The organism is Methyloglobulus sp. (genome assembly GCF_046714055.1).
GTDB lineage: Bacteria > Pseudomonadota > Gammaproteobacteria > Methylococcales > Methylomonadaceae > Methyloglobulus.
The window spans coordinates 1-12,290 of sequence record NZ_JBKKBJ010000246.1; the positions used below are offsets into that span (position 1 = coordinate 1).

Annotated in this window: 15 protein-coding genes; 9 read left to right on the forward strand and 6 right to left on the reverse strand. The window is 45.6% G+C overall.

The window, feature by feature from the left end; translation table 11 throughout:
- Positions 1 to 252: 252 nt before the first annotated feature.
- Positions 253 to 843 carry a septal ring lytic transglycosylase RlpA family protein gene (locus tag ACLQ6D_RS14615; RefSeq protein ID WP_411728047.1) on the reverse strand — a complete coding sequence of 197 codons (591 nt, stop codon included), beginning with the start codon at positions 841 to 843 and terminating at the stop codon, positions 253 to 255.
- A gap of 266 nt (positions 844 to 1,109) precedes the next feature.
- On the opposite strand from ACLQ6D_RS14615, the gene ACLQ6D_RS14620 reads away from it, so the two are divergent.
- A complete protein-coding gene (locus ACLQ6D_RS14620) occupies positions 1,110 to 1,982 on the forward strand; it encodes a transglutaminase family protein (RefSeq protein WP_411728048.1) in 873 nt (290 codons plus the stop codon).
- Here the strand turns inward: ACLQ6D_RS14620 and ACLQ6D_RS14625 are convergent.
- Positions 1,942 to 2,709 carry a Crp/Fnr family transcriptional regulator gene (locus ACLQ6D_RS14625; RefSeq protein ID WP_411728049.1) on the reverse strand — a complete coding sequence of 256 codons (768 nt, stop codon included), beginning with the start codon at positions 2,707 to 2,709 and terminating at the stop codon, positions 1,942 to 1,944. The genes ACLQ6D_RS14620 and ACLQ6D_RS14625 overlap by 41 nt on opposite strands.
- 97 nt (positions 2,710 to 2,806) lie before the next feature.
- Complete coding sequence (locus ACLQ6D_RS14630) at positions 2,807 to 3,025, reverse strand: hypothetical protein (protein WP_411728050.1); 219 nt, start codon at positions 3,023 to 3,025, stop codon at positions 2,807 to 2,809.
- A 114-nt stretch (positions 3,026 to 3,139) separates the two neighbouring features.
- Between ACLQ6D_RS14630 and ACLQ6D_RS14635 the strand changes: the two genes are divergently transcribed.
- From ACLQ6D_RS14635 to ACLQ6D_RS14670, 8 genes are all read left to right on the forward strand, one after another.
- The gene (locus ACLQ6D_RS14635) at positions 3,140 to 3,355 is read left to right on the forward strand and encodes a CsbD family protein (protein WP_411728051.1); all 216 of its coding nucleotides are present in this window, start codon (positions 3,140 to 3,142) and stop codon (positions 3,353 to 3,355) included.
- Positions 3,356 to 3,583: 228 nt separating this feature from the next.
- A complete protein-coding gene (locus ACLQ6D_RS14640) occupies positions 3,584 to 4,300 on the forward strand; it encodes a superoxide dismutase (protein WP_411728052.1) in 717 nt (238 codons plus the stop codon).
- Positions 4,301 to 4,516: 216 nt separating this feature from the next.
- On the forward strand, positions 4,517 to 4,750 hold the full coding sequence (locus ACLQ6D_RS14645) for a CsbD family protein (protein WP_411728053.1): 234 nt from the start codon (positions 4,517 to 4,519) through the stop codon (positions 4,748 to 4,750).
- Positions 4,743 to 5,372 carry a hypothetical protein gene (locus ACLQ6D_RS14650; RefSeq protein WP_411728054.1) on the forward strand — a complete coding sequence of 210 codons (630 nt, stop codon included), beginning with the start codon at positions 4,743 to 4,745 and terminating at the stop codon, positions 5,370 to 5,372. Before ACLQ6D_RS14645 ends, ACLQ6D_RS14650 begins: the two co-directional genes overlap by 8 nt.
- A gap of 286 nt (positions 5,373 to 5,658) precedes the next feature.
- The gene (locus ACLQ6D_RS14655; protein ID WP_411728055.1) at positions 5,659 to 6,219 is read left to right on the forward strand and encodes a bacterioferritin; all 561 of its coding nucleotides are present in this window, start codon (positions 5,659 to 5,661) and stop codon (positions 6,217 to 6,219) included.
- A 323-nt stretch (positions 6,220 to 6,542) separates the two neighbouring features.
- On the forward strand, positions 6,543 to 7,193 hold the full coding sequence (locus tag ACLQ6D_RS14660) for a hypothetical protein (RefSeq protein WP_411728056.1): 651 nt from the start codon (positions 6,543 to 6,545) through the stop codon (positions 7,191 to 7,193).
- Positions 7,194 to 7,304: 111 nt separating this feature from the next.
- A complete protein-coding gene (locus ACLQ6D_RS14665; RefSeq protein ID WP_411728057.1) occupies positions 7,305 to 7,757 on the forward strand; it encodes a DUF4112 domain-containing protein in 453 nt (150 codons plus the stop codon).
- 303 nt (positions 7,758 to 8,060) lie between these two features.
- Positions 8,061 to 9,263, forward strand: a complete 1,203-nt coding sequence (locus tag ACLQ6D_RS14670; protein WP_411728058.1) for an NAD(P)/FAD-dependent oxidoreductase — start codon at positions 8,061 to 8,063, stop codon at positions 9,261 to 9,263.
- A gap of 30 nt (positions 9,264 to 9,293) precedes the next feature.
- Here the strand turns inward: ACLQ6D_RS14670 and gorA are convergent, their stop codons facing one another.
- The 3 genes from gorA to ACLQ6D_RS14685 all read right to left on the reverse strand — a co-directional run.
- Entirely contained in the window at positions 9,294 to 10,646 is a 1,353-nt protein-coding gene (gorA, locus tag ACLQ6D_RS14675) for a glutathione-disulfide reductase (RefSeq protein WP_411728059.1), read from the reverse strand.
- Positions 10,647 to 10,689: 43 nt separating this feature from the next.
- Entirely contained in the window at positions 10,690 to 11,217 is a 528-nt protein-coding gene (locus tag ACLQ6D_RS14680) for a peroxiredoxin (protein WP_411728060.1), read from the reverse strand.
- A gap of 306 nt (positions 11,218 to 11,523) precedes the next feature.
- Positions 11,524 to 12,290 (reverse strand): catalase-related domain-containing protein (locus ACLQ6D_RS14685; RefSeq protein ID WP_411728061.1); only part of this gene is annotated, 767 nt, incomplete at its 5' end.

The window sequence follows — 12,290 nt, forward strand, 5'->3', positions numbered from 1 at the left end:
TACCTGATTACGTATAAGACTCAGCTACTTTAGAAACTGCAAGTAGACGAAACGCTTGATTTAATGGCCCTCGCTATTTTTTCGAGTTGAATAACGGGATAAAAAAACGAGAAATGCGAACTTTTTATTGACCAATAAAGTTTCGGTTGCATTCCAGTTTATATTAAATATATATAAATCAGTTTGTTATATAAATGTTCTTTTTGTTAAAGTTAGCTGAAACTTATACGTAATCAGGTAACTTTATTATCCCTATTTTGTCTTGTTGGGCTGTTTGGAAGAACGCTTCTTCTTGGTGGATTTGGTCTCAACCTTGACCTGGGTGGTGCCGTCCTCTTTCATATCAAGCTTATTGGCCGCTGCACTGGAGAGATCGATGACGCGATGCTCGGCATAAGGTCCACGGTCATTGATCCTGACCTCGACCTTCTTGCCATTATCGAGGTTGGTCACTTTGGCTTTGGTTCCCATCGGCAAAGTCGGATGGGCAGCCGTCATCTCTTTTTGGTCAAAGGTCTCGCCATTGGCGGTCTCCTTACCGTGAAATCCTGGCCCATACCATGATGCCTCGCCGACCTCCTTGTGAACAGGTTTGGTGATGCCACTCCCTTTCTCTTGCTGCGTCAGTTTGCTTTGCCCGCGCGAGTGTTCCGAGCTACAGCCGGAAATAGCCAAGGCGCCTATAAAGGTTGCTCGTGAAACAACTGAAAGCCATTTGCGGAGAGACATGACACCGGTGGGCTCTAGCATGACTTTCCAAGACAAGGGCTTTGAATCGGGAATTTCCCGGAGTTGCTCGTCGTTAGGCGAGGCATCGTAATATTTAACTGATTGATATGGCATGTGTGCTCTCCTATCGGTGAATTTCAGGCGACCTGGCCGCCTTTATTGACGATCAGTTCCGTTTCAGAACATTGAGTGGGTTGGAAATATTCATTGTCGTAGTGTTTATTTCAGGCGGCGCTCAATTGCTCTTGTGTCTAAAATATGCCAAATCCCTGGAAGAGTCTGTACGATAGCGCACAGATATTAGATGCGGTTTGTAATAATGTGCAAAACTGCCGATCTAACTTCGCTATAGCCACGAAAGCCCTTAAGGAGTGATAACGATGCGCCGCCTACAAATTAAACACCTAACAACTTATCAATACGCTGATTCCGTAACCCTGCTGCCGCATAAATTGCTCTTGCGCCCACGCGAAGGGCATGACATCCGTATCGAATCGGCTGAGCTGATTATTTCTCCTCCCTACCAACTGCAATGGCAGCGCGATGTCTACGACAATGCCGTGACCCAGGCCACCTTTTTCGAGTCGAGCAGCCGGCTTTCAATCGACAGCCGCGTTCTGATCCAGCACTATGATGACCAGCCCCTAGACTTTCTGGTGGCGGATTATGCGGTGTTTTTCCCCTTTCAATACGATGCCACCGAAAGCGTTGATTTAGGGCCTTATCTGTCAGTGATTTTTGACCAAGACCGACCGATGTTGAGTACGTGGTTGAGGCAATTCTGGTACGCCGGCCAAGTAGTGGAAACCTATCTGCTGCTGGAGTGGATCAATAAAGCGATAGCGACCGGATTCACCTACCAACAGCGCGAGGAACTGGGCGTTCAGACACCGGCGGCCACTTTGACCAGAGGCACCGGTTCCTGCCGCGACTTTGCGGCCTTGTTCATCGATGCTTGCCGTTCCTTGGGCCTGGCGGCACGCTTTGTCAGTGGCTACCTGTACTCCCCAACGTTACCGAAGGGCCAGGGCGCAACCCATGCCTGGTCAGAAGTTTACCTGCCCGGTGCCGGCTGGAAGGGATTCGACTCCACGTCCGGCCAAGTGGTTGGCAACCAGCACATTGCCGTGGCCGTAAGCCGACATCCCGAAACAGTGCCTCCCGTATCCGGCGCGTTTACATTGCCCCCAACCGCCACTCCCCAATCACCGGTTATGTCCGTGTTGGTTGAAGTGTCCGAAATTCCGGCGTAGCAACGGATAGGCTACTGCCACCTTTACCCAGGATACCCTCGTAGATTTCTTTATCCGCCCGATAACACCCGCATGAAGTGGCTTCCAGGCCTACCCTGTCGAGAATCGTGATATCCCCGCGTTGGTAGCTGATGAGATTTCGCTGTTGTAACATATTTGCCGCCTTGGTGATGCCGACGCGGCGTATACCCAGCATATAGGCCAAGAATACATGGGTAATATGGATGTGGTCGGAGTGCGCCCTGTCTTGAGTCATCAACAGCCAACGGGAGAGACGTGCCTCCACCAAGTGGAAGCGGGTACAGGCGGCCGATTGCGCAAGCTGGCTCATCGTCACATAGAGATACCGTTTCAACTCCCGCTGCAACGCAGGGCTCTGTTCAAGTATACGAAGAAACGATGATGCCGTTATGCGCAGCGCGGATCCTGCTCCCAGAACCAAAGCGGTAAATGGCGCAATATCGACGCCCAGCATGAGGGTAATGCCGAGTATGCCTTCATTGCCGACCAGCCCCACTTCCAAATTTTTGCTGTCGACAGGCGCCACCAAGGAAATGAAGCCTCCGGTCGGGAAATAGACATGAGGAATGACTTCTTCGGCGCGGTAGAGTACCTTGCCCATAATAAGCTCGATGTGTTCGCAATTAGCGAGCAATTGCTCGCGATCCTTGTGGAGTAGAGCATCTAGCAGACGATTGGTTGCCGGGACAGCTTGAGTAAACGTCATTATGTGTATTCCTGTGATATGTGTGGAAACTCGACAGCTTATCTAGGATGATGGTAATCCCCATATCGGAGCTTGCCAGGGAGGATGTCTCCCATAGTCAGAGGGGCAAGCTACCACAGTTGCTTTCTGCCTTCTGTACGTTAACGCACTTACGATCCGTTTGATTGGGAAAGCGGGGATTGATGAAAGGCAGATTCAGATACGCCATTGCGATACAAAATCGACGGACATTTTCAATGGTTTTGCTATGTACGGTAGCAGACGGACAATAGATGGAAATCGTCGTATTCTCTAAGTCACGGTACAAATATCGCATGTTTTCGGATTTCCCATGCGAAATGGCATCGAAGCAGGATCACTTATCGTTTGCTTATGTCCGTGTATGACGATACTGATCGCCATACAACCATATGAATGAGAGGTAAACAAAATGATTTGGGATCAAATTGAAGATAACTTGAAAGAATTTATAAACAATGTCAAGGAACAATGGATTTGGTTTATCGACGACCAACGGGATGTGCTCGAAGGTAAGCGGAATCACCTTACTGGCAAGACTCAGAAAGCCTATGTGATCGACATTGACGAAGCTGAAAAACGATTGGCAGACTGGCAGAAACTCCAAAGAGACAAGATTTGTAACTAAGGCTGACAACCTTAGTCTAGGCGTAACTGAATCTCGTCCACATGGCAGGGTGTTAAAAAACACCCTGTGAGGTTGGTATAAAATTGTATAAATTCACAGATGTACATTTACAACAACAGCCAATTGCAAAGGGCTTAATTCCCCAAAACTCCTTAGCCGGCATGAAGTTGGAAATTACTTTTTGCCAAATTCCCTGCTTATCCAATTTTGTCCATTATGAGTACAACCATGAATCAACCTGACAATAATGAGTTAAATCCTGCCGAAGCATCTAAGAAGAAGCATCAACTTCCAAACTTGAAGTACGAATATGATGCGCTAGAGCCCTACATCGATGTACGCACCATGATGTTGCATCACGACATCCACCATGGGGGCTATGTGGAGAAGTTGAATGCGGCGTTGGAGAAGGTTCCGGACTTTCAGAATGCCTCGGCGTTGTGGCTATTGTGCAATTTCGACAAACTGCCAAAAGAAATCAGGATCGCGGTTCACCACAATGCGGGTGGTCATGTCAATCACAGCATGTTCTGGCGAACAATGAAACCTGATTCAGCAGACGAACCTAAAGGATTGCTTCGTGAGGCCCTCAATCGCGATTTTGGCAGTGTCGAGGAGTTCAAGACCCGGTTCGAAGAAGAAGGCGCCAATCTGTTTGGGTCGGGATGGGTATGGCTGGTGCGAACCCAGAAGGATGACGGAAAGCTCGAGGTGGTCACCACGTCCGGCCACGATAATCCTATGATGAAGGGCCAATTTCCGCTATTGCTGAACGACGTCTGGGAACACGCTTACTACCTGCACTATGAAAGCCGCCGCCCTGACTACTTGAAGGCCTGGTGGTCGGTTGTCGATTGGGAAGAGGCGAACCATCGTTTCAACCTTTCAAGTAACTCCGTAGAGGAACTCTGGGAAGCGGAAGGAGGAGTCCTCCCCGTGACATAAAGTAGTGGACATCAGTAATAAATTACTATGTGCGTTAGCAGACGGACACTAGAGGAAAATCGCCGTATTATCTAATACCGCGAGAAAATAGTTTGTACGCTTTCCGGCTTTCCGATGCGAAATGTCATCGGAGCCGAACCAAGTGTCCCTGCTGCTTATGTCCGTATTTGTGACGGTAGCTATCGTCATACAATCATCAAATGAGAGGTATACAAAATGAACTGGGATCAAATTGAAGGTAACTGGAAGCAAGTAAAAGGCAATGTCAAGGAACAGTGGGGCAAACTGACCGACGATGATCTGGACGTGATTGCCGGTAAGCGAGATCAGCTTGCCGGAAAGATCCAGGAAGCTTACGGGGTCACTAAAGACGATGCGGATAAACAGCTTTCCGACTGGCAGAAGACGCAGAAAGATACGGATCGATACAGCAGGGACATGGATGATTGACCTCAACAACAAAATAACTAAATCTTATGCAACAAGAAAAATCATGAAAAATATAAAAATCAGGGTGCTGTCGCTTGCTATTGGACTTGCCTTGAGCACCGGCGCAATGGCAGAAAGTATGTCAAAGGATCAATACGAGTTTAATGAAAAAAATATCGATACGGATTACAAGGTTGCCAAGGAAGTGTGCGGTTCGCTGGCAGGAAACGCCAATGATATCTGTGTCGCAGAAGCAAAAGGTAAAATGAACATTGCAAAGGCCGAGCTTGAGTACAACTACAAACCTACCGTTAAGACCATGTACAAAGCCCGCGTCGCCAAAGCTGATGCCGATTATTCGGTGGCCACCCAAAAATGCGATGACAAAGATGGTAACGACGAGGACGTTTGTGTGAAGGAAGCGAAAGCTGCCAAAACCCAACAAACAGCTGCCGCCGAGGCTCAGATGAAGACATCAAAGGCCGACGCAGTAGCGATTGAGAAATCGTCTGATGCGCGTAAGGATGCAGAAACGGATATGCGCGATGCCAACTATGCGGTAGCAAAAGAAAAGTGTGATGCTTTGGCCGACGACGCCAAGGTTCTGTGCATGAGCAATGTAAAGGCTCACTTCACCAAATAATAAACAGCTTCAGACAAAAAATGGATTTTCCTAGGCACATTAAGGAAAATCTGTGGAATTTGTCAGAGGAATATCAATATTACTAGTAGCCCATTCCGCCAAAACAATTAAAAAATCCGTTCGGCCTTAGCTTGTCGAAGACCGCTACAAACCTGATGCTTGCGGTTGGACAAGCTCACCGCGAACGGTAATTGTTTGAATGGAACGCACTACTAGTATGTTTTTTAGTTTATTGCCAGTCAGTGTGGGGATTCCAGCTATTAGTAAAGATACAAAGGAGTGGAAAATGAAACAATCTACAAATAAGACTTCCGCAGCCAACGCTGCTGTGCTGTCCGATATCCAGACCCTGCGCAAGCGCGCTCGAAAAAATATCGAGGAAGGCGCAGTTACCATGGGCTATGGGGCTGATCGAAAGGAAGTGATCCGTTTATTGAATGAAGCATTAGCTACTGAGCTAGTCTGCGTTTTGCGTTACAAGCGGCATTATTTCATGGCAAAGGGCATCAATTCCGATTCGGTCAAAGCAGAGTTCCAGGCTCATGCAACCGAGGAAATGGCACATGCAGACCGCCTTGCAAAGCGCATCACAGAATTAGGTGGAGAACCCAATTTCTCCCCTGATGGATTGAGTGCCCGCAGCCACGCCGAGTACGTCGAAGGTGATACGCTCAAATCGATGATCAAGGAAGACCTAATCGCCGAACGAATTGCTATCGAAAGTTACCGTGAAATGGTCATTTACCTGGCTGAACACGACCCGACTACCCAACGTATGCTCAAGGAGATTCTCGCCATGGAAGAAGAACATGCCGATGATCTTGCTTCGCTATTAGCGGGTATGTAGCCCTAAAACGGTTAAGCTGAAGCTCTGGAAAAACCAGGAAACGCTGAACAAACTGTTCCTGCTCATGGTTTGATCGGCTTGATAAGCTCACGGACTCACCACAAGCGAAATCAATACCTTACAGTTCATCCTGAGCCTTCCGAAGGATTAAAAGAGCATTTTCCTTAGTGAGGTTAAGCACATTAGATCGTCAAGTTTTGATAAATCACGCCTCCTGGTCGTTCAACCGACACCCAAAACAGACAATCAACATGGTATTCCTGTTTAAACTGCTCTCAAGTTAAAACTTCTTATAATCAACCTCTAACATAAAGGAAACCACTATGAAAACTAGAAAAATCATCCACAAAATATCTTATGCTATAAATCCCAGCCCAAAAGATGCAACAAACCGGCAATCTTTTAAAAGTTTCTCTCTGCCAATCTGGGTAGCATTTGCTATGAGTATAAGCCTTAGCTTTGTTACCAACCCTGTGAGGGCAGAAACTACTGGAACTGAAGATATCCAGCATTACATGAAACCTCAAGGCATTGAAAACACAGTGGGAAGAGCCCAACAAAACACTAAAGAATTCCCGGCTGCAAAGGCTGCTGTAGTTAAAAAAACAAATCAGGGAGAGCATGTCACTAATTCTGGAACAGATGAAACGGCATCAACTTCAAACGAAAGCAACCAAGATTATCCTGCCTTTGGTGTATTGGATAAAAATCAGGATAATTTCATAAGTCATGAAGAAGGATACAGCAATGAATCATTAATCAAGAACTGGGATAAACTCGATACTAATCTTGATGGAAAACTGAACTCTGACGAGTTTTTAACACTGAAACCGATTGCCGAAAGAGTTGAAGCCCAAAAAACTGACCATCCTCAAGAGGTTGAACAATATAAGAATGGCAAATATATTTCTCCTACAGAACAAATTGAACGTAATCGTAAAGAAATAACGAATAAATCCGACATTACAAAATAATTCCGTGTAACCGCGAAAATTAAAAGTTATCAAGTAAGCCGTCTGCAAACTCATCTTCAATTTTTGATGGGAATTATGCACTTTTGGGATGTCTCAGGAAATATAAAAAATATGAAGAATATAAAACAACTAGAGCGGTGGGCGTGGCTGCTTGATAATTCAATTCGTATTCCTGGTACCTCTATTAAAATGGGACTCGATAGTCTGATAGGTTTAATTCCGGGAATTGGGGATATAACGGGTGGGGCATTATCCAGTTATATCTTGCTGCAAGCTGTTAACACTGGAGTCTCACCCATTGTTATTGCCCGCATGGCTGTAAATATAGTGCTGGATACGTTGATAGGCATGATTCCATTAGTAGGGGATATTTTTGATATTTCTTTTAAAGCCAATCTAAGGAATATTGAGTTGATGACAAGCTACTTTAATTCGCCCCAGGAAGCAGTCAAGAGAAATACCATATCCATCGTGATAATATCAATTTCGCTCATCAGTGCGCTGGTGATCATCGTTTGGATAACTATTAAAATATTTGTGTGGTTACTAAATGCAGTTAATTAAGTTCTGTTAAGGCGCCATAGTCTCATTAACTTACTTTTATATACTGCAAATAGTTTTCATTATAAACCTACGAGGAAATTAAAGGGCCGAAATGCCGATATGCAATCTCTCACTTTAAATAGTCACAGCATTTTAATTTTGGTCTATACAGCACCGAAGAGTATATGCTCTACTTTAAAGGGTTGAAATATCATATTGGCTTGGACCCGTGAAATATGCTGTTCTTTTTCATTTATTTACTTCTCCGGGTCTAATCATTTTGAGTAGACAAGCATTGAACTAAAGATATTAATTTTTGATTTTATGGATCTTTCAACAGGCCTCCCCTTCTGGCTGGTAAAAAATGGGCTACCGTACGATTATCCGCAATTAGATAAAAATATCAATTGCGATGTGGTAATCCTAGGAGGCGGTATTACTGCTGCTATAAATGCCTTTATCTTGATTGAGGCCGGCATTCCATGCGTACTTGTAGAAAAAAGAAGTATAGGCTTAGGTAGTACGATTGCCACGACAGCCCTGCTTCAATACCAGATCGATACACCATTAAGCAAATTGATTGAACTCAGGGGCGAAGAACAGGCGAGGAAGGCGTATTTACTATGCGCCGAAACAATTGAGACTTTAGCCAAAATCAGTAAAAAAGTGGGGTATCACGATTTTGAACGGAAAAGCAGCTTATATTTTGCATCCTATAAAAAAGATGTAGACCTGCTCAAAAAAGAATACGCACTGCATAAATCTTTAGGGTTGGATATTAAATACTGGGATGAAAATAAAGTTAAAGAAAAAATGGGGTTTTCCGCTGCGGCAGCACTTTATAGTGATCATTCAGCGCAAATTGATGCGTATAAGTTATGCCACCTCATTTTACAGTACTGCATCAGCAAAGGGTTGAAGGTATACGATCGGTCAGAAATGGTCGATATAAAACACAGCAAAAGCGGTGTTGCCATGAAATCCATCCAAGGACATAAAGTCAATTGTAAGAAGTTGATTTATGCAACAGGATTTGAAGTCGTTGACTTAATTGAGAAAAAAATAGTTCAATTATTCAGTACTTGGGCCATCGTTAGTCAGCAAATAGAACACAAAAAAGAATTTTGGCACAATAACTGTCTGATCTGGGAATCGAAAGAAGCTTATTTATATATACGAACAACAGCAGATAACCGAATAATGCTGGGGGGTCGGGATGAAGAAACCAATAATCCCAAGGTTAGGATAGACAAACTGGATTTAAAAACGCAACAATTAGCGGACGATTTTGCCAAATTATTTCCAAAACTCAGTTTCCAACCTGAATTTTCGTGGGCTGGCACTTTTGGGGTCACGAAAGATGGCCTGCCCTTTATCGGCCATTATGAACCAAAACCCAATGGTTTATTTTCCTTGGGATTCGGTGGCAATGGGATAACGTTCTCTGTCATTGCTGCGGAAATAATTAGGGACATATTATTGGAAAAATACAATCCCAACGAAGCAATATTCGCTTTTGATAGATAAATGGCTATATCGCCTAAGTGTACATGCTGCTTAATTCACTGCATCACGTAAGGTAACAAATTCTTCGGCAGCGGTAGGGTGTATCCCGATAGTAGAATCAAAGACCGTCTTGGTCGCACCGGCTCGAATGGCAACTGCCATGCCCTGGATAATTTCAGGGGCATCAGGTCCTGCCATGTGCATGCCGACAACCCGGTCAGTGCTGCGTATCACAATCATCTTCATCAGGGTTTTTTCATCGATACCGGAGAGGTTGTTTTTCATTGGTGTGAAACTGGTTTTGTAAATGTCGATGTCCGGGTATTTTTCGCGCGCCTGTGCTTCGGTCAGACCTACAGCACCAATAGTGGGCTGGCTGAAAACAGCAGTGGGAATATTGTCATAATCTACCGGTCCCAGTTGATTGACATACAACTTGTTCACCAAAGCCATGCCTTCTGCTATGGCTACCGGAGTCAGGTTGACCCGGTTAGTCACATCACCCAGTGCATAGATTGACGGCACATTGGTTTGATAGTCACTGTTGACTTTAATCGCACGTTCGCTGTCCAGTTCAACGCCAAGCATCTCTAGTCCGAATCCGGTTGTATTCGGTATTCTGCCAGTGGCATACATAACCAGATCTGTGTTCACTTTGCTGCCATCAATAAGCCGTGCTGCGAAGGAATCGTCGGCGTTTTCTATAGCCTCAATATCGGTATTAAATAGAATATTAATGCCTTTTTTGGTCATTTCATGGGCCAGAAAATCGCGTATATCTTCATCAAATCCACTAAGTAGTTTGTGTCCACGATGACAAATTGTAGTATTCACACCAAGGCCATGAAGAATGCCGGCAAATTCCACCGCGATGTAGCCGCCACCGACAATAATGAGTCGTTTGGGCAATTGCTCGAGGAAAAACATATCATTCGAGGTGACGATGTGTTGCTTGCCTGGTATATCAGGAACAAACGGCCAGCCCCCTGTTGCAATAAGTATGCGTTCGGCGCTGTATTCCTTTCCATCGACAGCGACAGTATGAGCATCAAGCACTTGTGCCCTGCCGGTGATAATACGGACACCCGATTTTTGCAGCCGGTTTTTGTAAACCTTTTGTAGCCGGACTATCTCCTGATTTTTGTTTTTGATCAAGCTAGTCCAGTTGAACGTTGATTTGTCCACCGTCCAGCCAAAACCCGCTGCCGCGTCGAATTGATCCTGGAATTGGGAGGCATAGACAAACAGTTTTTTGGGCACACAACCCACATTGACACAGGTGCCACCTAAATAACGCTCTTCAGCAATGGCAACCTTTACACCTAGACCCGAGGCCATATTTGCTGTACGCACACCGCCTGAACCTGCACCAATTACAAACAGGCCAAAGTCATAGTGTGTCATTGGGGTTTCTCGTTTATAAGTGAGGATTGGGAGCAATACAGGCTCATTTGTTCTGTTTTAAATAATCCAGTAGGGTATCGACATCGCTTACAGTAAATGGATCATCAGGGCAATTATCAACTTGGCCGGGTTCGCTGAATAATTTGAGTATCTTTTTATCCTCGACAACCATTGAATAACGCCATGAACGACTGCCAAATCCAACGTTCTCTTTTTTCACCAGCATACCCATTGCTCGGGTAAAATCGCCATTGCCGTCAGGCAACATTTTTACATGCTTGATGTCCAGGTGCTTGCTCCATTGATACATGGTAAATGCATCATTAACACTCACGCAATAAACCTCATCAACACCCTGATCAATGAGTTCCTGATATTTGGCGTCATATCCAGGCAGGTGTGTGTTTGAACAAGTCGGTGTATAAGCACCGGGAAGAGCCAAAACAACACACTTTTTCCCTTTAAAGATATCATCGGTGCTGACATCCTGCCAACGAAACGGGTTTTCGCCACCGATACTTTCGTCGCGAACACGGGTTTTAAAAATTACATCAGGTACAGTTGAAAGCATAATAGGACTCCTTGGTTTATTAGTTATCGCATAGGTCGTCTAGCCTCTAGGCAACCTAGCTAAGGTTATGTGAGACAGATTGTTAATAAGGAATCACTTTAGGTTAGAAAATGAGGCGAATATCAATTTCACCTCAATTCTAAATAATTACCTGATTTATATCCATACAGCCGAGGCCGGAAATACAAACATTGCTAAAAAAGTGCACCGATCGTTCATTAATAGCGAATCATGACGCGTCACAAGCAAAATCGGAGACCTCAGCATCCGATCAGGATTTTCGGCGGTTTGAGTTTAGAACCCTTATCAAACAAGTTTCCTGACACTCGCTTCGCGGCTCCACTGACGTGTCTTTGCGGCTGCAATGAAGCCATCCAAGCTACTTATCGCAATCACACCAGCGTCTTGTTCAATACCCGCAGTTGTCAGCAATGCTTCGCCGCCCTTGTCAACGCCGATCGCTTTCAGATGACCGAAAGCATCGCGCACGAAATCAATGGCGGCGGCTTCCTTACCCAATAACTTGGCGGCTTCGTCGGAGAGGATAATTGCGACCGCATCGAAAAGGACCGACGGTGTGCCGGCCAATTGGCCATCGATTTTCAAAAGCGAGCCGTCGGCGAGTTTCACGGTGCCGATTTTCGCTGCGACAAGCTTCATTTTTGCGCCAGCGGCGGTTACTGCCTTCTGAACTGCGTCAATGCTTACCGCATCCGATCCGTCCGCAATCAGTACCCCTATGGCACGGCCTTCGAGCGTGTCCTTCATGTTGCCGATAAGTTGCAGCGCTGGGGATGGGTCTAACTCCTGTACCGCAACCGCAGACACCGGGGCCTGCGGCAACTCATCCATGCCAAGGCCACAGGCAACCCGCTGTGCCAGGCTCTCTTCGATATGCCGCAGGTGACCGACTATGGCTGCACGGATATAAAGGTGTTCAACCTTGGAAAGCTCAAATACTAGAGAGGCCGCAAGGTGCGCCTGTTCGTAACAGGTAAGGCTGAGATAGAATTGTCGTGCCTGGCTGTAATGGTCAGAAAAGCTCTCCGCCCGAATCCGCCCCTTTGCGCCGG

Bases quoted from the DNA above. Each gene is read 5' to 3' on its own strand.
- ACLQ6D_RS14615 (WP_411728047.1), bottom strand. From the start codon at position 843: ATGCCATATCAATCAGTTAAATATTACGATGCCTCGCCTAACGACGAG.
- ACLQ6D_RS14620 (WP_411728048.1), top strand. From the start codon at position 1,110: ATGCGCCGCCTACAAATTAAACACCTAACAACTTATCAATACGCTGAT.
- ACLQ6D_RS14625 (WP_411728049.1), bottom strand. From the start codon at position 2,709: ATGACGTTTACTCAAGCTGTCCCGGCAACCAATCGTCTGCTAGATGCT.
- ACLQ6D_RS14630 (WP_411728050.1), bottom strand. From the start codon at position 3,025: ATGCGATATTTGTACCGTGACTTAGAGAATACGACGATTTCCATCTAT.
- ACLQ6D_RS14635 (WP_411728051.1), top strand. From the start codon at position 3,140: ATGATTTGGGATCAAATTGAAGATAACTTGAAAGAATTTATAAACAAT.
- ACLQ6D_RS14640 (WP_411728052.1), top strand. From the start codon at position 3,584: ATGAATCAACCTGACAATAATGAGTTAAATCCTGCCGAAGCATCTAAG.
- ACLQ6D_RS14645 (WP_411728053.1), top strand. From the start codon at position 4,517: ATGAACTGGGATCAAATTGAAGGTAACTGGAAGCAAGTAAAAGGCAAT.
- ACLQ6D_RS14650 (WP_411728054.1), top strand. From the start codon at position 4,743: ATGATTGACCTCAACAACAAAATAACTAAATCTTATGCAACAAGAAAA.
- ACLQ6D_RS14655 (WP_411728055.1), top strand. From the start codon at position 5,659: ATGAAACAATCTACAAATAAGACTTCCGCAGCCAACGCTGCTGTGCTG.
- ACLQ6D_RS14660 (WP_411728056.1), top strand. From the start codon at position 6,543: ATGAAAACTAGAAAAATCATCCACAAAATATCTTATGCTATAAATCCC.
- ACLQ6D_RS14665 (WP_411728057.1), top strand. From the start codon at position 7,305: ATGAAGAATATAAAACAACTAGAGCGGTGGGCGTGGCTGCTTGATAAT.
- ACLQ6D_RS14670 (WP_411728058.1), top strand. From the start codon at position 8,061: ATGGATCTTTCAACAGGCCTCCCCTTCTGGCTGGTAAAAAATGGGCTA.
- gorA (WP_411728059.1), bottom strand. From the start codon at position 10,646: ATGACACACTATGACTTTGGCCTGTTTGTAATTGGTGCAGGTTCAGGC.
- ACLQ6D_RS14680 (WP_411728060.1), bottom strand. From the start codon at position 11,217: ATGCTTTCAACTGTACCTGATGTAATTTTTAAAACCCGTGTTCGCGAC.